At 67.3% G+C, this 19,633-nt stretch carries 19 protein-coding genes; 13 read left to right on the top strand and 6 right to left on the bottom strand.

Annotation, left to right across the window (positions count from 1 at the left end; genetic code table 11):
• Positions 1-5: 5 nt before the first annotated feature.
• From ABFO07_RS04455 to hisC, 4 genes are all read left to right on the top strand, one after another.
• Positions 6-962, top strand: a complete 957-nt coding sequence (locus tag ABFO07_RS04455; protein ID WP_059566595.1) for a ribose-phosphate pyrophosphokinase — start codon at positions 6-8, stop codon at positions 960-962.
• A 157-nt stretch (positions 963-1,119) separates the two neighbouring features.
• Entirely contained in the window at positions 1,120-1,725 is a 606-nt protein-coding gene (locus ABFO07_RS04450) for a 50S ribosomal protein L25/general stress protein Ctc (protein ID WP_059566594.1), read from the top strand.
• A 108-nt stretch (positions 1,726-1,833) separates the two neighbouring features.
• Positions 1,834-2,436, top strand: a complete 603-nt coding sequence (pth, locus tag ABFO07_RS04445; protein WP_017334271.1) for an aminoacyl-tRNA hydrolase — start codon at positions 1,834-1,836, stop codon at positions 2,434-2,436.
• Positions 2,437-2,541: 105 nt separating this feature from the next.
• A complete protein-coding gene (gene hisC, locus ABFO07_RS04440; RefSeq protein ID WP_060149065.1) occupies positions 2,542-3,609 on the top strand; it encodes a histidinol-phosphate transaminase in 1,068 nt (355 codons plus the stop codon).
• Between the two features lie 49 nt (positions 3,610-3,658).
• Here the strand turns inward: hisC and ABFO07_RS04435 are convergent, their stop codons facing one another.
• From ABFO07_RS04435 to rsmD, 3 genes are all read right to left on the bottom strand, one after another.
• Positions 3,659-3,925: a YfhL family 4Fe-4S dicluster ferredoxin gene (locus ABFO07_RS04435; RefSeq protein ID WP_026045197.1), complete on the bottom strand. Its 267-nt coding sequence runs from the start codon at positions 3,923-3,925 to the stop codon at positions 3,659-3,661.
• 59 nt (positions 3,926-3,984) lie between these two features.
• Positions 3,985-4,485 carry a pantetheine-phosphate adenylyltransferase gene (coaD, locus tag ABFO07_RS04430; RefSeq protein ID WP_059566543.1) on the bottom strand — a complete coding sequence of 167 codons (501 nt, stop codon included), beginning with the start codon at positions 4,483-4,485 and terminating at the stop codon, positions 3,985-3,987.
• Between the two features lie 111 nt (positions 4,486-4,596).
• Positions 4,597-5,211 (bottom strand): 16S rRNA (guanine(966)-N(2))-methyltransferase RsmD, encoded by a 615-nt coding sequence (gene rsmD / locus ABFO07_RS04425; RefSeq protein ID WP_059803152.1) that lies wholly within the window; start codon positions 5,209-5,211, stop codon positions 4,597-4,599.
• A gap of 206 nt (positions 5,212-5,417) precedes the next feature.
• Here rsmD and ftsY point away from each other — a divergent pair, with 206 nt between their 5' ends.
• The gene (gene ftsY, locus ABFO07_RS04420) at positions 5,418-6,587 is read left to right on the top strand and encodes a signal recognition particle-docking protein FtsY (protein WP_059566541.1); all 1,170 of its coding nucleotides are present in this window, start codon (positions 5,418-5,420) and stop codon (positions 6,585-6,587) included.
• Between the two features lie 76 nt (positions 6,588-6,663).
• Here the strand turns inward: ftsY and maiA are convergent, their stop codons facing one another.
• Positions 6,664-7,308, bottom strand: a complete 645-nt coding sequence (gene maiA / locus ABFO07_RS04415) for a maleylacetoacetate isomerase (RefSeq protein WP_059885316.1) — start codon at positions 7,306-7,308, stop codon at positions 6,664-6,666.
• Between the two features lie 217 nt (positions 7,309-7,525).
• Between maiA and ybiB the strand changes: the two genes are divergently transcribed.
• Both ybiB and leuA read left to right on the top strand, forming a co-directional pair.
• Complete coding sequence (gene ybiB, locus ABFO07_RS04410) at positions 7,526-8,509, top strand: DNA-binding protein YbiB (RefSeq protein ID WP_059922949.1); 984 nt, start codon at positions 7,526-7,528, stop codon at positions 8,507-8,509.
• Between the two features lie 409 nt (positions 8,510-8,918).
• Positions 8,919-10,565 (top strand): 2-isopropylmalate synthase, encoded by a 1,647-nt coding sequence (gene leuA, locus ABFO07_RS04405; RefSeq protein WP_059803156.1) that lies wholly within the window; start codon positions 8,919-8,921, stop codon positions 10,563-10,565.
• A gap of 141 nt (positions 10,566-10,706) precedes the next feature.
• Here leuA and ABFO07_RS04400 read toward each other — a convergent pair whose 3' ends face one another.
• Together ABFO07_RS04400 and ABFO07_RS04395 are read right to left on the bottom strand one after the other, a co-directional pair.
• Complete coding sequence (locus ABFO07_RS04400) at positions 10,707-11,090, bottom strand: nuclear transport factor 2 family protein (RefSeq protein WP_059566537.1); 384 nt, start codon at positions 11,088-11,090, stop codon at positions 10,707-10,709.
• A 45-nt stretch (positions 11,091-11,135) separates the two neighbouring features.
• Positions 11,136-11,708, bottom strand: coding sequence for an acyloxyacyl hydrolase (locus tag ABFO07_RS04395; RefSeq protein WP_059566536.1), 573 nt, complete (start codon positions 11,706-11,708; stop codon positions 11,136-11,138).
• A 362-nt stretch (positions 11,709-12,070) separates the two neighbouring features.
• Between ABFO07_RS04395 and rpoH the strand changes: the two genes are divergently transcribed.
• From rpoH to ABFO07_RS04365, 6 genes are all read left to right on the top strand, one after another.
• Positions 12,071-13,006, top strand: a complete 936-nt coding sequence (gene rpoH, locus ABFO07_RS04390; RefSeq protein ID WP_059566535.1) for an RNA polymerase sigma factor RpoH — start codon at positions 12,071-12,073, stop codon at positions 13,004-13,006.
• Between the two features lie 303 nt (positions 13,007-13,309).
• A complete protein-coding gene (gene cydP / locus ABFO07_RS04385; protein WP_230942011.1) occupies positions 13,310-13,576 on the top strand; it encodes a cytochrome oxidase putative small subunit CydP in 267 nt (88 codons plus the stop codon).
• Positions 13,566-15,146 carry a cytochrome ubiquinol oxidase subunit I gene (locus ABFO07_RS04380; RefSeq protein ID WP_059803161.1) on the top strand — a complete coding sequence of 527 codons (1,581 nt, stop codon included), beginning with the start codon at positions 13,566-13,568 and terminating at the stop codon, positions 15,144-15,146. Before cydP ends, ABFO07_RS04380 begins: the two co-directional genes overlap by 11 nt.
• 37 nt (positions 15,147-15,183) lie before the next feature.
• A complete protein-coding gene (cydB, locus tag ABFO07_RS04375) occupies positions 15,184-16,320 on the top strand; it encodes a cytochrome d ubiquinol oxidase subunit II (RefSeq protein ID WP_059891260.1) in 1,137 nt (378 codons plus the stop codon).
• Positions 16,321-16,374: 54 nt separating this feature from the next.
• Positions 16,375-16,500: a cytochrome bd-I oxidase subunit CydX gene (cydX, locus tag ABFO07_RS04370; protein WP_059803163.1), complete on the top strand. Its 126-nt coding sequence runs from the start codon at positions 16,375-16,377 to the stop codon at positions 16,498-16,500.
• 511 nt (positions 16,501-17,011) lie between these two features.
• The gene (locus tag ABFO07_RS04365; protein ID WP_347468416.1) at positions 17,012-19,573 is read left to right on the top strand and encodes a family 20 glycosylhydrolase; all 2,562 of its coding nucleotides are present in this window, start codon (positions 17,012-17,014) and stop codon (positions 19,571-19,573) included.
• Positions 19,574-19,633 lie beyond the last annotated feature (60 nt).

Raw genomic sequence — 19,633 nt, 5'->3', positions numbered from 1 at the left:
GCATGATGAGCAGCCATGACGGCCTGATGGTTTTTACTGGCAACGCGAATCCCGCGCTTGCTCAGGAAGTCGTCAATATCCTTGGAATCCCCCTCGGCAAGGCAATGGTCAGCCGTTTCTCCGACGGCGAGATCCAGGTCGAGATCCAGGAAAACGTGCGCGGCAAGGACGTCTTCGTCCTGCAATCCACGTGCGCGCCGACCAACGACAACCTGATGGAACTGATGATCATGGTCGATGCGCTGAAGCGCGCATCCGCCGGCCGGATCACCGCAGCCATCCCCTACTTCGGTTACGCCCGCCAGGATCGCCGCCCGCGTTCGGCGCGCGTCGCAATCTCGGCGAAGATCGTCGCGAACATGCTGGAAATCGCCGGCGTCGAGCGGATCATCACGATGGATCTGCACGCCGACCAGATTCAGGGCTTCTTCGACATTCCGGTCGACAACATCTACGCAACGCCGATCCTGCTGGGCGACCTGCGCAAGCAGAACTACTCGGATCTGCTGGTCGTGTCGCCGGACGTCGGCGGCGTGGTCCGCGCCCGTGCACTGGCCAAGCAGCTCAACTGCGATCTCGCGATCATCGACAAGCGTCGCCCGAAGGCGAACGTCGCCGAAGTGATGAACATCATCGGTGAAGTCGAAGGCCGCACCTGCGTGATCATGGACGACATGGTCGACACCGCCGGCACGCTCTGCAAGGCAGCGCAAGTGCTGAAGGATCGCGGCGCAAAGCAGGTGTTCGCCTATGCGACGCACCCGGTGCTGTCGGGTGGCGCCGCCGAGCGCATCGCCGCGTCGGCGCTCGACGAACTCGTCGTCACCGACACGATCCCGCTGTCCGCCGAATCGCTCGGCTGCTCGAAGATCCGCTCGCTGACGAGCGCGAGCCTGCTGGCCGAGACGTTCTCGCGGATCCGCCGCGGCGATTCGGTGATGTCGCTGTTCGCGGAATCCTGACCGGATACCGTCAAGCAAAGCATGCGCGGAAAGCGAAGCGGCAACGCTTCGCTTTTTGCACAATCGGCCGGGACTCACGAAACCCCGGCCGTTCAATCGGGGGCCGCTCGACGGCCCCGTTTTACTGCCTGGTCGCGGGCAGCAAATGGAGAAACACATGAAAGTCGTCGCTTTCGAGCGCCAACTGCAAGGTACGGGTGCGAGCCGCCGCCTGCGTAACGCCGGTAAGACCACGGGTATCGTCTACGGTGGTGAAGCAGCTCCGCAAATGATCGAGCTCGATCACAACGCCCTGTGGCACGCGCTGAAGAAGGAAGCCTTCCACTCCTCGATCCTCGACCTCGAAGTGGCCGGCGCATCGCAGCAAGTCCTGCTGCGTGACGTTCAGTACCACCCGTTCAAGCAACTCGTGCTGCACGTGGACTTCCAGCGCGTCGACGCGAAGAAGAAGCTGCACACCAAGGTGCCGGTTCACTTCGTGAACGCGGAAACGAGCCCGGCAGTGAAGCTGTCGAGCGCCATCATCGCGCACGTCGTGACGGAAATCGAAGTCGAGTGCCTGCCGGCCGACCTGCCGGAATTCGTCGAAATCGATCTGGCGAAGATCGAAGCAGGCCAGTCGCTGCACGCGAAGGACGTCGTGCTGCCGAAGGGCGTTGCGCTGACGTCACACGTCGAAGCTGAAAACCCGGTCGTCGCGTCGGCAGCCCTGCCGGCTGGCGCCGTGGCGGACGCGGCAGAAGGCGAAACGCCGGCTGCCTAAGCGCCCTCTCGATCCGTTTTCCGAAACGGTCGACGCAACCCGCCGCGGCTTGCCCGGCGGGTTTTTCTTTTTCGCGCCCAGGCGGCCCGCCGCCGCCATCGAAACGTCATGATCAAACTGATCGTCGGCCTCGGCAATCCCGGGGCGGAATACACCGCGACGCGCCACAACGCCGGCTTCTGGCTGATCGACCAGCTGGCCCGCGAAGCAGGCGCCACGCTGCGCGACGAGCGCCGCTTCCACGGCTTCTACGCGAAAGCCCGCCTGCACGGCGAGGAAGTCCACCTGCTCGAGCCGCAGACGTATATGAACCGCTCCGGCCAGTCGGTCGTCGCGCTCGCGCAATTCTTCAAGATCCTGCCCGATCAGATCCTCGTCGCGCACGACGAGCTCGACCTGCCGCCCGGCACCGTCAAGCTGAAGCGCGGCGGTGGCAGCGGCGGCCACAACGGCCTGAAGGACATTTCCGCGCACCTGTCGTCGCAGCAATACTGGCGGCTGCGGATCGGCATCGGTCACCCGCGCGACCTGATCCCCGAAAGCGCGCGCGCCGGCGCGAAACCGGATGTCGCGAACTTCGTGCTGAAGCCGCCGCGCCGCGAGGAGCAGGACGTGATCGACGCATCGATCGAACGCGCACTCGCCGTGATGCCGATGGTCGTCAAGGGCGAGCTCGAACGCGCGACGATGCTGCTGCATCGCAACGGCTGACCCGCTTCCGGATGCGCGGCCGCACCGCGCCGCGCGTGACCGGGAACCCGCACCACGTGGCCCGCATGAGGTAATCTCGATGTTTTACCTGTCAGGAGCCACGCGGTGAGCCGTTACTGGAGCGACGTCGTTCAGCAACTCGTGCCTTACGTGGCGGGCGAACAGCCCGCGCTCGCGCACCCGCTCAAGCTGAACACCAACGAGAATCCCTATCCGCCGTCGCCGCGCGTCGTCGCGGCGATCGCGCACGAACTCGGCGAGGCCGGCGATTCGCTGCGCCGCTATCCGGATCCGCTCGCGCGCCAGCTGCGCGAGACGGTCGCCGCCCATCACGGGCTGTCGCCCGACCAGGTGTTCGTCGGCAACGGCTCCGACGAAGTGCTCGCCCACACGTTCCAGGCGCTGCTCAAGCACGACCGGCCGCTGCGCTTCCCCGACACCACGTACAGCTTCTACCCGACCTATGCGCGGCTGTACGGCGTCGCATACCAGGCGCTGCCGCTCGCCGACGATTTCTCGATCCGCGTCGACGACTATCTCGGCGATGCGGGCTGCGTGCTGTTTCCGAACCCGAACGCGCCGACCGGCCGCGCGCTGCCGCTCGCGGACGTCGAGCGGATCGCCGCCGCGAACCCGTCGTCGGCGGTCGTGATCGACGAGGCCTACGTGGATTTCGGCGCGCAGTCGGCCGTTTCGCTGATCGACCGCTACCCGAACCTGCTCGTCGTGCACACGACGTCGAAGGCCCGCTCGCTCGCCGGGATGCGGGTTGGCTTCGCGTTCGGCCATGTCGATCTGATCGACGCGCTGAACCGCGTGAAGGACAGCTTCAATTCGTATCCGCTCGACCGTCTCGCGCAGGTCGCCGCGCGCGCGGCCTACGAAGACGACGCCTATTTCGACGCGACCTGCCGGCGCGTGATCGACAGCCGCACGCGGCTCACGCGGGCGCTGGAAGAACTGGGGTTCGATGTCGTGCCGTCGGCCGCGAATTTCGTGTTCGCGCGCCATCCGGCGCATGACGCCGCCACGCTGTCGGCGCGGCTGAAGGAACGGGAGATTTTCGTGCGGCACTTCAAGCTGCCGCGGATCGACCAGCATCTGCGCATCACCGTCGGCACCGATGCCGAGTGCGACGCGTTCGTCGCGGCGCTGCGCGACCTGCTGGGCTGAACAGGCGGGAACGGCCCGGGCGGCTCGAGCCGCCCGGCCCTTTATGACGTCACGACGCGTCGTCGCCCTTTGCGGCGACCAACACGTGGTACTTCTCCATCAACTGCGCGTGCGTTTCCGCGTGCTGCGGATCGCGCGGAATGCATTCGACCGGGCACACCTGCTGGCACTGCGGTTCGTCGAAATGGCCGACGCATTCGGTGCACTTGCCGGGGTCGATCACATAGATTTCCGGGCCCATCGAAATTGCGCCGTTCGGGCACTCAGGCTCGCACACGTCGCAATTGATGCACTCGTCGGTAATCATCAAAGCCATACTGATCTCACTTCATCGGGCCCGTGGCCGGCTTCCCGGGGAAACCGGCCGGCACTGCATTACGCGACCGGGCCCGGGCCCATCGCGGCCACTTTTTCCGTCAGCCACTTCTCGACCGACGGGAATACGAATTTGCTCACATCTCCGCCCAACTGGGCGATTTCGCGCACGATCGTCCCGGAAATGAACTGGTACTGATCGGACGGCGTCATGAACATCGTCTCGACGTCCGGCAGCAGGTAGCGGTTCATCCCCGCCATCTGGAACTCGTATTCGAAATCGGACACCGCGCGCAGGCCACGCACGATCACCCGCGCGTTGTTGGTGCGGACGAAATCCTTCAAGAGGCCGGTGAAGCCCATCACCTTCACGTTCGGATAATGGCCGAGCACCTCGTTCGCAATCTCCAGACGTTCTTCGAGCGAGAAGAACGGCTTCTTCGCGCGGCTGTCGGCAACGCCGACCACCAGCGTATCAAAAATGCTCGACGCACGCCGCACGAGGTCTTCGTGGCCACGCGTCAGCGGATCGAACGTACCCGGATACACGGCGACTACCATGTCGCTCCTCCTGTCATCAAGCAAATGGGGGCGCAGCCGTGCGACACGCACGCCACTGCCGAGCTGGACGCGCGTCGCCATGCCGGCGCGGCGCCTCGTTGGGAACGCGCATTATTCATCATTTTCGCGTCGCAGCAAATGATAGTGGACCGCACCGGCCTTGCCATGCTTCACGACCTGCCAGCCGGCGAGTGCGTCGTGCGCGGCCGGGTCGAGCACGTCGCCCGTTTCGACGTAGAGCGCGCCGCCCGGCGCGACGAGCGGCGCGGTGAGCGCGATCGCGCGCGCCAGCACGGCCGCGTCGCCGAACGGGGGATCGAGGAACACGACGTCGAACGCGCCCGGCGTGAGGCCGGCCGCCAGCCGCAGCGCATCGGCCTCGGCGACTTCGACGGCGCGCGCGCCGAGCTTGTCCTTGATCGCGCGCAGCTGCTGCGCGGCGCGCGGATGGCGCTCGACCATCACGACGTTCGCCGCGCCGCGCGACGCGGCTTCGAAGCCGAGCGCGCCGGTGCCGGCGAACAGGTCGAGGCAGCGCTGCCCGTCGAGATCCTGGCCGAGCCAGTTGAACAGCGTCTCGCGCACGCGGTCGGGCGTCGGACGCAGGCCGTCGAGGTCGAGCACCGCGAGCGGCGTGCGTTTCCAGTCGCCGCCGATGATGCGGACGGCGTGCGGCTTGCCGCGGCTGGTGGAGGCCGCTGGGCGGCCGGAGGATGAACGGGACATACGGAAGGAATATCGACGACGGAGGATCGGGCGCGCACGGGGCGCGCCGCCGGACAGGCGCACGTTACCACAGCGGCGGCGCGTGCTGCCGCGAGCGCCGCGCTGCGCCTGATAAAATGCCCGGTTTCGGCTGTCGCGCGCGCGGCGGCCCGCACGCAGTCCACGCCGCCAGCGGCGACGGCCTGCCCTCTTCCCGACGCCAGATCATGTTCAGTTTCTTCAAACGATTCAAGAAAACGCAGGAGCCGACTCCCGCGGAATCGCCGTCGGCCGCCGAGCCGCTGCCGGATGCGCAGCCCGCGTCCGCGCCGGCCGATGTGCCTGCCGCGAGCACGCCGCAGCCGGTTGCGCAGCCGCCCGCCCCCGCGCAACCGGCCGCGCCGGCCGTCGTGATGACGGTCACGTCGGCCCAGAACGGCCGCGACGAAGTCGTCGAGACGGTCGAGATCGTCCCGCCGCCCGTGCAGGACGCCGGCGCGAAGAAATCGTGGCTCGCGCGCCTGAAGTCCGGGCTCGCGAAGACCGGCTCGAACATCACCGGCGTGTTCGTCAACACGAAAATCGACGAGGACCTCTACGAGGAGCTCGAAACCGCGCTGCTGATGTCCGACGCCGGCGTCGACGCGACCGAATACCTGCTCGGCGCGCTGCGCGAGAAGGTGCGCGCCGGCCGGCTCACCGACCCGCAGCAGGTCAAGGTCGCGCTGCGCGACCTGCTCGTCGAGCTGCTGCAGCCGCTCGAGAAATCGCTGATGCTCGGCCGCGCGCAGCCGCTCGTGATGATGATCGCGGGCGTCAACGGCGCCGGCAAGACGACCAGCATCGGCAAGCTGGCCAAGCACCTGCAGAGCTTCGACCAGTCGGTGCTGCTGGCCGCAGGCGACACGTTCCGCGCGGCCGCGCGCGAGCAGCTGACGATCTGGGGCGAGCGCAACAACGTGACGGTCGTGCAGCAGGAAAGCGGCGATCCGGCCGCGGTGATCTTCGACGCGGTCAGCGCCGCGCGGGCGCGCGGCATCGACGTGATGATGGCCGACACGGCCGGCCGCCTGCCGACGCAGCTGCACCTGATGGAAGAGCTGAAGAAGGTGAAGCGCGTGATCTCGAAGGCGCACGACGGCGCGCCGCACGAGGTGCTGCTCGTGATCGACGCGAACACGGGCCAGAACGCGCTCACGCAGGTGAAGGCGTTCGACGACGCGCTCGGCCTGACCGGCCTCATCGTCACGAAGCTCGACGGCACCGCGAAGGGCGGCATCCTGGCCGCGATCGCGCGGCAGCGCCCGGTGCCGGTCTACTTCATCGGCGTAGGCGAGAAGGTCGAGGACCTGCAGCCGTTCAGCGCGGAGGAATTCGCGGACGCGCTGCTCGGCTGAACGCCGCGCGACATCGTCCCGCACCGAGGGCGCCGCTCAGATGACGGCGCCCTTTTTCATGCGCGCGCGGCGCGCATCACTCCGCGTCGGGCTGCGCGCCCGGCGCGGCCGCCTTGAACGCGTCGAGCGTCGTCGCGTGGTCGTAGATGCGCTGGATCGTCGGAAAACCCGACGTGTCGATCGAGAAGCGGTTCGCGTTGAACACCTGCGGCACGAGGCAGATGTCGGCGAGCGTCGGCGTATCGCCCAAGCACAGCCGGCCGGTGCGCGGATCGTTCGCGAGGCGCGCCTCGAGCGTGCCGAAGCCCGTCTCGATCCAGTGCCGGTACCAGTCGTTCTTCGCCTCTTCCGGCACTTGCAGCATGTGCTTCAGGTATTTCAGCACGCGCAGGTTGTTCAGCGGGTGGATCTCGCACGCGATCTGCAGCGCGATCGCCCGCACGTAGGCGCGGTCGGCCGGCTGCTTCGGCAGCAGCGCCGGCTCGGGATGCGTTTCCTCGAGATACTCGATGATCGCGAGCGACTGCTGCAGCTCGACGTCGCCGTCGATCAGCGTCGGTACGAGCGCATCCGGATTCAGCGCACGATAGTCGTCCTTCAGTTGCTGGCCGCCGTCGCGCAGCAGGTGCACCGGCACGTAGTCGAACGGCAGCTGCTTCAGGTTCAGGGCGATCCGCACGCGGTACGACGCGGAACTGCGGAAATAGCTGTAAAGCTTCATCGGATGTCTCTCGTTGTCTCGTGATCGGCCGGCGAATGCGTGGCAGGCGTCGCGCGCCGGGCCGGCCGCCGGGGCCCGTGCGCGCATGGCCGGGCCCATGAGTGTAGCGCGCCGCGACGCATCCGCGCGCTTGCCAGAACCGCTCAAATGCGATACTCAAGGGGTTCCTCACATCACTTCCGCGCGGCCCCGACGCCGGCCGCCCCGACACGCTTCGATGACCCCTTCCCACGATCCCGCCGCCCACGCGACCGAACCGTTCCACTGCGCCCGCTTCATCAAGGAAATCGGGCGCGGCCCGCACGGCGCGCGCGCGCTGTCCGCCGAGGACACGTTCGAGCTGTATCGCGCGATGCTCGACGCGCGCGTGTCGGACCTCGAACTCGGCGCGATCCTGATCGCGTATCGCCTGAAGGGCGAGAGCGCCGACGAGCTGGCCGCGATGCTGGCCGCCGCGCACGCGTCGTTCGAGCCCGTGCACGTGCGCGACAGCGCGTTTCGCCCGGTGTCGATCCCGAGCTACAACGGCGCGCGCAAGCAGGCGAACCTCGTGCCGCTGCTCGCGCTCCTGCTCGCGCGCGAAGGCGTGCCGGTGCTCGTGCATGGCGTGACGCGCGACCCGGGCCGCGTGACGAGCGCCGAGATCTTCGCGGCGCTGTCGATCGCACCGTCGGCGTCGCACGACGCGATCGAGGACATGCTCGCCGAACGCCGCGTCGCGTTCGCGCCGATCGACGCGCTCGCGCCGCGGCTCGCGCGCCTGCTGGCGATGCGCGGCGTGCTCGGCGTGCGCAACTCGACGCATACGCTGGTGAAGATCCTGCAACCGTTCGCGGCCGCGGGCCTGCGGCTCGTCAACTACACGCATCCGCCGTACCGCGACAGCCTCGCGCAGCTGTTCCGCGACCATCCGGACGCGGCGCGCGGCGGCGCGCTGCTCGCGCGCGGCACCGAGGGCGAGGCCGTTGCCGACACGCGCCGGCAAGTGCAGGTCGACTGGCTGCACGACGGCGCATGCGACACGCTGATCGAGGCCGAGCGCGCGTCGGCCGACGCGCCGCCGGTCGCGCTGCCGGAATCTCGCGATGCGGCGACCACGGCCGCATGGACCGACGCGGTGCTGCGCGGCGAGATTCCCGTGCCGGAGACGGTCGCGCGACAGGTCGAGACGATCGTGCGCATCGTCCGCGTCGACGCGTGAGCCCGCGCCGGCGCGGCGTGCCATCGACACTGGCCACGTGCCGCCGGCCCGTCCGACACCCCGCATTTGACACGCGCACGCATCCTGGCATAGAGTTGTCGCCATGCGTTCCTTTCCGAACACCCTCCGAATTACCTCCGGCCGCCTAGCGCGGCCGCTATCGCTACGACTAGCCTAAGGCTGTCGTAGCGCCGTGTGCTGTCCGCACGGTCCCTCCCAGCAGTTCCTCGCAGTACCCCTCTCGCAGTTTTTACAACCGAAGTCGTCAGCATTCGTCCGTCTATCCGTCGGCCGATTCGCGAAGATCATCCGCATCCGCAGCGCGCTCAGGCGCCACGGTGCGAGGCAGCGTCAACCGTCGCGCATGCCGCCCGTCTTCGCTCGCGACTTGAGACCCGAGGTCAAGAAGATGAAGCGCAACCCGCAAGACAAGTACCGTCCGTTCGAGCCCGTCCGCATCAACGGCCGTCGCTGGCCGACCCGCACGATCGAGCGCGCGCCGGTCTGGATGAGCACCGACCTGCGCGACGGCAACCAGTCGCTGATCGAGCCGATGAGCATCGAGCAGAAGCTCGAGTTCTTCGAGATGCTCGTCGCGATCGGCTTCAAGGAGATCGAAGTCGGTTTTCCGTCGGGGTCGCAAACCGACTTCGATTTCGTCCGCAAGCTGATCGACGAGAAGCGCATTCCCGACGACGTGACGATCGAAGTGCTCGTGCAGTCGCGCGACGACCTGATCGCCCGCACGTTCGACGCGCTCGAAGGCGTGCCGCGCGCGATCGTGCACCTGTACAACGCGATCTGCCCGTCGTTCCGCCGCATCGTGTTCGGGATGTCGAAGGACGACGTGAAGGCGCTCGCGGTCGACGGCACGCGGCGCATCAAGGAACACGCGGCCGCGCGCCCGGACACGCACTGGACCTTCCAGTACTCGCCGGAAACCTTCAGCATGACCGAGCTGTCGTTCGCGCGCGAGGTGTGCGACGCGGTCGCGCAGACCTGGCGGCCGACCCGCGAGCACAAGATGATCGTCAACCTGCCGGCGACCGTCGAAGCGGCCACGCCGAACGTGTTCGCCGACCAGATCGAATGGATGGACCGCAACCTCGGCTATCGCGACAGCATCGTGCTGTCCGTGCATCCGCACAACGACCGCGGCACCGCGGTCGCCGCCGCCGAGCTCGCGCTGCTCGCGGGCGCCGACCGCATCGAAGGCTGCCTGTTCGGCAACGGCGAGCGCACCGGCAACGTCGACCTCGTCACGCTCGCGCTCAATCTCTACACGCAGGGTATCGACCCGGGCCTCGACTTCTCCGACATCGATGCGGTGCGCCGCGTCGTCGAGCGCTGCAACCAGATTCCCGTGCATCCGCGCCATCCGTACGCGGGCGACCTCGTGTTCACCGCGTTCTCGGGCTCGCACCAGGACGCGATCCGCAAGGGCTTCGCGCAGCAGCGCCCCGACGCGATCTGGGAAGTGCCGTACCTGCCGATCGATCCCGCCGATCTCGGCCGCAGCTACGACGCGGTGATCCGCGTGAACAGCCAGTCCGGCAAGGGCGGCGCGACGTACCTGCTCGAGCGCGGCATGGGTTTCACGCCGCCGCGCCGCGTGCAGATCGAGTTCAGCCACGCGGTGCAGACGCTCGCCGACGCGTCCGGCGAGGAAGTGACGGGCGACGCGATCTGCGCGCTGTTCTCCCGCGAATTCTTCGAGACCGACGGCCCCGCCGCGCGCAGCGGCAGCGGCGCGCGCTGGCAGAACCGCGAGATCGGCGGCGCGAGCGCGGCCGATGCGGCGCCGGAACACGCGGCACGGCATGCGGCAGCCGCCTTCGCGGCCGCGGCGCGCGTCGCGATCGAGGTCGGCTCGTGCGAACACGCACGCACGTCGGACGGGCGCATCGCGGTATCGGTCGGCTGCCGGGTCGGCGATGCGCCGCTGCGGCACGGCGTCGGCGTGCACGCGGATGCGGCGGCCGCCGCGCTCGACGCGGTGGTCAGCGCGATCAACCGCTCGGCATGGCATTGCGCCGACCGCCGCGCGGCGGCGTGACGGTGCGCGTCAAGGTTTGAAGAGGGGCAGGCAAAGGGTGCAGGACCACCCGCGCAGCAGGCGATCCGTGCTGCACGGGAAATGAAGAAGCGGCCCAGAAGGCCGCTTCGGACGAGACACGAAAAGGAGCGCCACGCGCGTTCATGTCTCGGTCGCGCACCGCGTCGCCTGCCACGCGAGCAGACGCCAGCGCCCCTGCTCCTGCGCCTGCACGGCGGTGTACGCAATCGGAAACACGAGCCCGCCGTTGTTCGTTTCCATCTCGATCAGCGCCCGCCCGGTGACGAGACAGGTCTCGTCGCCGACGGGCAGCACGTCCTGCGACTGGATTTCGATCTGACGATAGCGGCGGCGGCCGGCGGCGATCGCATCGATGAACTGCTGCTTGGTTTCCCGTTTGCCGTTGGTGTGCACGTAGAACACCTTGTCCGACAGCAGCGCGTCGAGCGCCTCGCCGTCGCCGTCCACCATCGCCCGGAACCGATCGCGCTCGAGCGCGCGGATCGCATCGACCACCTTCGCCATCGCCATACTCCTCGGCAACGCGCCCGCCGTGCGCGGGCGTACGGATCAGAAGTTGTACTGCAAGTAGAGCTGGTGGAAATTTATACCAGGATTCGGCTCTTTGATACCCGCGTTAGACACATGTTGAAAACGGTAGCCGACCTGATACTGTTGCCGTTGCCCGAACTGCAGGCCGACGCCGCCCATGGAGGCGAACTGGAATGCGGTCGACACCGAGAAATCCGTCGCTATGGTCGGATGCGACAGGAAGCGCACCCCCGCGCCGGCTTCCACGTACGGGCGGACCGCGCCGGCGCTCTTGATGAAGCGGATCACCGGCGTCGCGCCGACTTCCCAGATGCTCGTGTGAATGTTGCCGTTCGTATGCCAGTAGCCGACGTGGCCTTCCGCCACGAACGCAAAGTGCCAGCCGCCGATCTCCCACCACGTCCAGCCCGGATCCCAGACCACGCCGAGGTCGCCCTTGTCGATGCTGTGGCGATCCGAGAATCCGCCCCCTGCCTGGATCCCCCACCGATCCGCAAACGCTGCGCCGGAACCGCCCAGCAATGACGCTGCCAGGACCGTGTGCAACGCAAGCCGGCAAGCCCGCCGACCGTTGTCGTTCTTATTGTTCATCTGACACCCCAACTTTGTAGGTTGAATGGAGTCTGCCACCGGAGGGCCGGACTCGAGCGAACAGAATGGTATGGTAAAGGACTTTTTCGATCGGCATCACAAAGCGAAATGGTTTGCTTCCAAAACTACAAAAATCGGAATCGTCTGCTTAATCTCCTAAAAAACAACGGGTTACGGAACTTGCCCGGATTCGAGTGGTCGCACCTAAAGCTATCGATCTCGCAACTTTGATAGGAAAAGCGGGAACTCCAAAGCCCGCACCCCCTCTAAGGAATTAGCACTCAATTGGCTGGAGTGCTAAGATTGACCGCGGAATCATCCGAGACCGGGGTTCATCCCTGATTCCAAAGGAGTTTTCTTAAGTGAGCAACGCACTGACCCTTCCGAACACCCTGAGCCCGGCGTCTGCTAAGGCCGAATCGGCAGGCTCGCTGGCGCTCGCAACCTATTCGATGTTGCCGGGCCAGCTGGGCAACATCGACGCCTATATCCAGGCAGTCAATCGTATCCCGTTGCTGACGGCCGAGGAAGAACGCCAGTACGCAACCGAATTCCGCGAGCAGAACAACCTCGACTCGGCCCGCCGCCTCGTGCTGTCGCACCTGCGGCTCGTCGTGTCGATCGCGCGCAACTATCTCGGCTACGGCCTGCCGCACGGCGACCTGATCCAGGAAGGCAACATCGGCCTGATGAAGGCCGTGAAGCGCTTCGATCCGGCGCAGAACGTGCGTCTCGTGTCCTACGCGATCCACTGGATCAAGGCCGAGATCCACGAGTACATCCTGCGCAACTGGCGCATGGTGAAGGTCGCGACGACGAAGGCGCAGCGCAAGCTGTTCTTCAACCTGCGCAGCCACAAGAAGAGCATGCAGGCGATGACGCCCGAGGAGATCGACGGCCTCGCGCAGGAGCTCAACGTCAAGCGCGAAGACGTGACCGAGATGGAAACCCGCCTGTCGGGCGGCGACATCGCGCTCGAAGGGCAGGTCGAGGACGGCGAGGAAAGCTTCGCGCCGATCGCGTATCTCGCCGATTCGCACAACGAGCCGACCGCCGTGCTCGCCGCGCGTCAGCGCGACATGCTGCAGACGGACGGCATCGCGCAGGCGCTCGACGCGCTGGACGCGCGCAGCCGCCGCATCATCGAGGCGCGCTGGCTGCACGTCGACGACGACGGCTCGGGCGGCTCGACGCTGCACGACCTCGCCGCCGAATTCGGCGTGTCGGCGGAACGCATCCGCCAGATCGAAGCAAGCGCGATGAAGAAAATGCGCACGGCGCTCGCCGAATACGCGTAAATCCCGCCGATTCAAAATCGCTTCGTCAAAAACCGCTGCCCCTCCGGCAGCGGTTTTTTTTCGTCCATAAATTGACCAATTCAATCGGGTATTCACCAAAACGACGCCTGTTCCGCCGATGCTTGATCCAGCTCAAGTTTCGACGAACCCTTCGCGACGGTCCGCCGCAGTGTGGCACTCGGCACGCCGCGGGCGCCCTCTTAAAATTGATACGTCAGGCGCAACAGGATTAGATACTGCTTAATAGCCGTCACCAATCCGACGTAGAGTCGCCCCAAACCTGCTTCAAATCGTTTCAGGATAATGGCCTTGATCTCGATCAATAAAGAGCCAGCCACCAGCGCCACCGGCTGGCGCGGCCGCATCGTCGCGTGGGCACGGGGCCCCACGCTCGCGCGCGACATCACCATCGTGCTGGTCATCAAGCTGGTCCTGCTGATCGCACTCAAATACGCATTCTTCAATCATCCGCAGGCCAAGCACATGTCGCTGCCGCCTGCCGCCGTCGCCGAGAAGCTGCTCTCGGTGCCGGCGCCCGCCTCTACCGAGGGAGACCACCATGATAAGTAGCGAAGTCGTCGATCTGTCACGTCTGCAGTTCGGCATCACGGCGCTCTACCACTTCCTGTTCGTGCCGCTGACCCTCGGTCTGTCCTGGCTGCTCGTGATCATGGAAGCCGTGTACGTGATGACCGGCAAGCAGGTCTACAAGGACATGACCCAGTTCTGGGGCAAGCTGTTCGGCATCAACTTTGCAATGGGCGTGACCACCGGCATCACGCTCGAATTCCAGTTCGGCACGAACTGGTCGTACTACTCGCACTATGTGGGCGACATCTTCGGGGTGCCGCTCGCCGTCGAAGGCCTGATGGCGTTCTTCCTCGAATCGACGTTCGTCGGCCTGTTCTTCTTCGGCTGGAACCGCCTGTCGAAGGTCAAGCACCTGATGGTCACGTTCCTCGTCGCGCTCGGCTCGAACCTGTCCGCGTTGTGGATCCTCGTCGCGAACGGCTGGATGAACAACCCGGTCGGCGCCGAGTTCAACTACCAGACGATGCGCATGGAGTTGACGAACCTGTTCGACGTGCTGTTCAACCCGGTCGCCCAGGTGAAGTTCGTGCACACCGTGTCGGCCGGCTACGTGACGGCCGCGATGTTCGTGCTCGGCGTGTCGTCGTGGTACCTGCTGAAGAAGCGCGACACCGACTTCGCGCTGCGCTCGTTCGCGGTCGCGGCCGGCTTCGGTCTCGCGTCGACGCTCTGCGTGATCGTGCTCGGCGACGAATCGGGCTACACGACCGGCGAAGTGCAGAAGATGAAGCTCGCGGCGATCGAATCCGAATGGGAAACCCAGCCGGCGCCCGCGGCATTCACGCTGATCGGCATTCCGAACCAGAAGGAGGAGCGCACCGACTACGCGATCAAGATCCCGTACGCGCTCGGCCTGATCGCGACGCGCTCGATCGACGAGCCGGTGATCGGCCTGCGCGAACTCGCGAAGCACAGCGAGGAACACATCCAGAGCGGGATGGTCGCGTACGGCGCATTGCAGAAGATCAAGGAAGGCGACACGAGCGACGCAACCCGCGCACTGTTCGACCAGCACAAGCAGTATCTCGGCTACGGGTTGATGCTCAAGCAGTTCACGCCGAACGTGGTCGATGCGACGCCGGAGCAGATCAAGGCCGCCGCGAAGAAGACGATCCCGCCGGTCGCGCCCGTGTTCTTCTCGTTCCGGATCATGGTGTTCCTCGGCTTCCTGTTCCTCGCGACCTTCATCGCCGCGTTCTGGTTCTGCGCGCGCCGGCAGCTGCTGCAGGACAACCGCCGCTGGTTCCTGCGCTATGCGGTGTGGGCGATCCCGCTGCCGTGGCTCGCCGCGGAATTCGGCTGGGTCGTCGCCGAACTCGGCCGCCAGCCATGGACGATCGCGGGCATCCTGCCGACGCATCTGTCCGCGTCCAGCCTGACGTCGACGGACCTGTACCTGAGCCTCGCCGGCTTCATCCTGTTCTACACGGTGCTGTTCGTCATCGAGATCACGCTGATGTTCAAGTACGCGCGCCTCGGCCCGTCGTCGCTGCATACCGGCCGCTACCACCACGAGCTGGCCGCCGCCACCGAGCGCGCGTCGGCATGACGTCGCACGCGCAAACGAAACCGCACAAGGAATCGCTATGGACTATGCAACTCTCAAGCTGATCTGGTGGCTGCTCGTCGGCGTGCTGCTGATCGGCTTCGCCGTCACCGACGGCTTCGACATGGGCGCGACCGCGCTGCTGCCGTTCCTCGGCAAGACCGACGAGGAGCGCCGCATCATCGTCAACACGGTGGGCGCGACCTGGGAAGGCAACCAGGTGTGGCTGATCACCGCCGGCGGCGCGATGTTCGCCGCGTGGCCGCTCGTCTACGCGGCGTCGTTCTCCGGCTTCTACTTCGCGATGCTGCTGGTGCTGTTCGCGCTTTTCTTCCGGCCGGTCGGCTTCGACTACCGCAGCAAGCGGCCCGACCCGCGCTGGCGCGCGGGCTGGGACTGGGGCCTGTTCGTCGGCGGCTTCGTGCCGGCGCTCGTGTTCGGCGTCGCGTTCGGCAACCTGCTGCAGGGCGTGCCGTTCCAGTTCGACACGGACCTGCGCGTCAGCTATCACGGCAGCTTCTGGGCGCTGCTGAACCCGTTCGCGCTGCTGTGCGGCCTGGTCAGCCTGACGATGCTCGTCGCGCACGGCGCCGCGTTCATCAAGATGAAGACGGACGGCGTGATCGCACGCCGCGCGTCGGTCGCGCTGCGCGTGTCGGCGTTCCTCGCGGTCGTGCTGTTCGTGCTCGCCGGCGTGCTGATCGCGTCCTATATCGGCGGCTATCACATCACGCGCGCCGCGCCCACCGACACGGTCGCGAACCCGCTGCTGAAGGACGTCGCCGCCGGCTCGGGCCTGTGGCTCGCGAACTACGGCGAGTATCCGTGGATGGTCGCGGCGCCGATCGTCGGCATCGCGGGCGGCGTGCTCGCGCTGCTGCTCGCCGGCTCGCAGCGCGAGAAGACCGCGTTCTTCTGCACGGGCCTGATGGTCGTCGGCGTGATCCTGACCGCGGGCTTCTCGATGTTCCCGTTCATCATGCCGTCGTCGCTCGACCCGAAGAGCAGCCTGACGGTGTGGGATTCGACGTCGAGCCACATGACGCTGCAGGTGATGCTGTTCGCCGTGATCGTGTTCCTGCCGCTCATCCTGCTCTACACGAGCTGGGTGTACCGCGTGATGCGCGGCAAGGTCACGCGGCAGGCGCTCGAGGAAAACACGCACTCGATGTATTGAACCCGGCCGGGGCGCGCATGCGCCCTCGCCTCCCGTTTCGCAAGGAGTCGGATCATGTGGTACTTCAGCTGGATTCTCGGTATCGGCGTCGCGCTCGCGTTCGGCATCGTCAACGCGATGTGGCTCGAAGCGCAGCCCAAGGGCATCGCGTCGAACGGCGCGCGCGGCGAACGGACGTAGCGCCGCACGCCACGCCGTCGCACCGGACACAACCTCGCCTCGGCGAGGTTTTTTTTCGCCTGGGCGCACCGCCCCGGCACCGCGTTATCTCAAAATCCAATGCCAATCTGGAACCAAATTAATACCACTTGAATACCATTCAAAGGTTTCATATGATCTTTCTCGCGGCCGCGCACAGGCCGCGTCCACTTGGGTGGAGGAGACATGAAAGATCCCCGCTTGGCCCGCTCCGGCGCCTCGCCGAGCTATCGACGTCCATGGGCTGACGGCGCGCCGCTCGCCGCGCGCGGTTCATGAAGCCGTGCGCGCATGGCCGCCGGGCCGACCGGCACGCCTGTCCCGAACCCGATCCGTAGCGCCGGCCCCGCGCACGGCATCCGCACTTCCCGCTTCCCCCCGCCCGCGCGCGGCCAGCCTTCCCCAGCAGCTTCCTTGAAAGACCCGATCGCAGCGACGTCATCCCCCGGCGACGCACTGCCGAGCCTCGCCGAACTTTTTCCAAGGAATTCCCATGAATCGAATCCTGCCTTCCCTGTGCGCCGGCCTGCTGCTGGCGGCCACGCTGCCGCCGGGCGTGGCGCGCGCGCAGTCGCCCGCGGCGCCGGGCGCCGTGGCCGCGGCATCCGCGAACGCCGCCCGGCCCGCGCAGACGCCCGCGGCGCCCGGCGCCGTGGCCGCGGCCGCGGCATCCGCGAACGCCGCCCGGCCCGCGCAGACGCCCGCCGCGCTCGCGGCGCTGCTGTCGAACGGCCTCGCGCTGCGGGTCGCCGTCGACAACAATCACGCGGCGTCGGCCGGCGTGCCGTGCGCGGATCTCGGCGCCGACTGGGCCAGTTGCGCGACGGGCCGCCTGATCCTGCAGAACCGCGGCCACCAGCCGATCGCCGACGGCGGCTGGAAGCTCTACCTGCACAGCATCCGCCGCCTGCTGCGGATCGATCGCCCGGGCTTCGCGCTGCGCCGCCTGACGGGCGACCTGTACGAGCTGACGCTGCAGCCGGGCACGCTCAGGCTCGCGCCGGGCGAGCGCCTCGAGCTGCCGTTCGTCGCCGAATACTGGCTGCGCCGCTACAGCGACGTGATTCCGCGCCCGTACGTGGTCGTCGACGGTGCGGCGCCCGCGGTGCTCCGCTACAACGACACCGATGACGAGCTGCGCTACGTCGAATCGCTGCCCGCCGACGCGCAGAGCAATTCGCCCGGCAATGCGCCGCCGGTCGCCGCGCGGCCGGACGCCAGCCGCGCGCTGCCGAGCGTAAAGCGGCAGCGCGCGCTCGACGGCGCGCTCGAGCTGCGCGGCATCGACCTCGCGCTGCCGGAGCTGCCTGCCGCCCAGGTCGCGGCGCTGCGCGAGCGCGCGGGCACGCTCGGCCTCGACGGCGCGCGCGTGCCGGTGTGGGGCGTGGTCGCGCCGCGCCGGCTGCCGGCCGACATCGCGACGCCCGGCGGCTACCGGCTCGCGATCGGGCCGCGCGGCGCATTCATCGAAGGCTACGACCGCGCGGGCCTCTACTACGGCGTGCAGACGCTCTTCTCGCTCGCGCCGGCCGGCGGCGGCCCGATCCCGGCGATGCTCGTCGAGGACGCGCCGCGCTTCGTCCACCGCGGCATGCACGTCGACCTCGCGCGCAACTTCAAGCACCCGGCGACGCTGCGCCGCCTGATCGACCAGATGAGCGCGTACAAGCTCAACCGGCTGCACCTGCACCTGTCCGACGACGAAGGCTGGCGCATCGAGATTCCGGGCCTGCCCGAGCTGACCGACGTCGGCGCGCGGCGCTGCCACGATCCGTCCGAGACGCGCTGCCTGCTGCCGCAGCTCGGCTCGGGGCCCGACGACCGTTCGGGCGGCGGCTACCTGACGCGCGACGACTACATGGCGCTGCTGCGCTACGCGGCCGACCGCTTCGTCGAGGTGATTCCCGAGATCGACATGCCCGCGCACTCGCGCGCGGCCGTGGTGTCGATGGAGGCGCGCTATCGCCGCCTGCACGCGGCCGGCCGCGACCAGGAAGCGAACGCGTACCGGCTGCTCGATCCGCAGGACACGTCGAACCTGCTGACGGTGCAGTTCTACGACCGGCGCAGCGACCTGAACCCGTGCGTGCCCGGCGCGCTCAACTTCGCGACGAAGGTGATCCGCGAGATCGCGTTGATGCATGCGGACGCGCGCGTGCCGCTGCGCACCTGGCACTACGGCGGCGACGAGGCGAAGAACATCCTGCTCGGCACGGGCTTCCAGCCGCTGAACGGCGCCGATCCGGGCAAGGGCCGCATCGATCTGGCCGCGCAGGACAAGCCGTGGGCGCGCTCGCCCGCGTGCACGGCGCTGCTGCAGCGCGGCGAGGTCCGCTCGATCGACGAGCTGCCGACGCGCTTCGCGAAGCAGGTGAGCGCGGTGGTCGACGCGAACGGGATCGGCACGATGGCCGCGTGGCAGGACGGCATCAAGCACGCGAACGGTCCGCAGGACTTCAGCACGCGCAACGTGATGGTGTCGCTGTGGGACACCATCTTCTGGGGCGCGTCGGACAGCGCGCGCGACCTGAGCGTGAAGGGATACCGGACGGTGCTCGCGCTGCCCGACTACCTGTACTTCGACTTCCCGTACACGCGCAACCCGCGCGAGCGCGGCTACTACTGGGGCTCGCAGGCAACCGACGAGTACAAGGTGTTCTCGCTCGCGCCGGACAACCTGCCGCAGAACGCCGAGGTGATCGGCGACCGCGACGGCAATCCGTTCGAGGTGACGGGCACGGGTGCCGCACCGCGTCTCGAAGGGATCCAGGGGCAGGCGTGGGGCGAGGTGATGCGCAACGACCGGCTGCTCGAATACATGGCGTATCCGCGGCTGCTCGCGCTCGCCGAGCGCGCGTGGCACAAGGCCGACTGGGAGCTGCCGTACGCGGCGGGCGTGCGCTACAAGCTCGGCGACACGCATCACGTCGACATCGCCGCGCTCCAGCGCGACTGGGCGGGCTTCGCGACGCTGCTCGCGCAGCGCGAATTGCCGAAGCTCGAGCGCGCGGGCATCGGCTATCGCAAGCCGACGTTCACGCTGACGAACCCGTGAGCGGTGGCCGGGGCACGCATCGCGTGCGCCCCGGCCGCATCGGCGGCTCCGCGCCGCCAT

The sequence above is a fragment of the Burkholderia stagnalis genome (genome assembly GCF_039848545.1).
Taxonomy (GTDB): Bacteria; Pseudomonadota; Gammaproteobacteria; order Burkholderiales; family Burkholderiaceae; genus Burkholderia; species Burkholderia stagnalis.
This window is presented reverse-complemented; position numbering and strand designations above follow the sequence as displayed.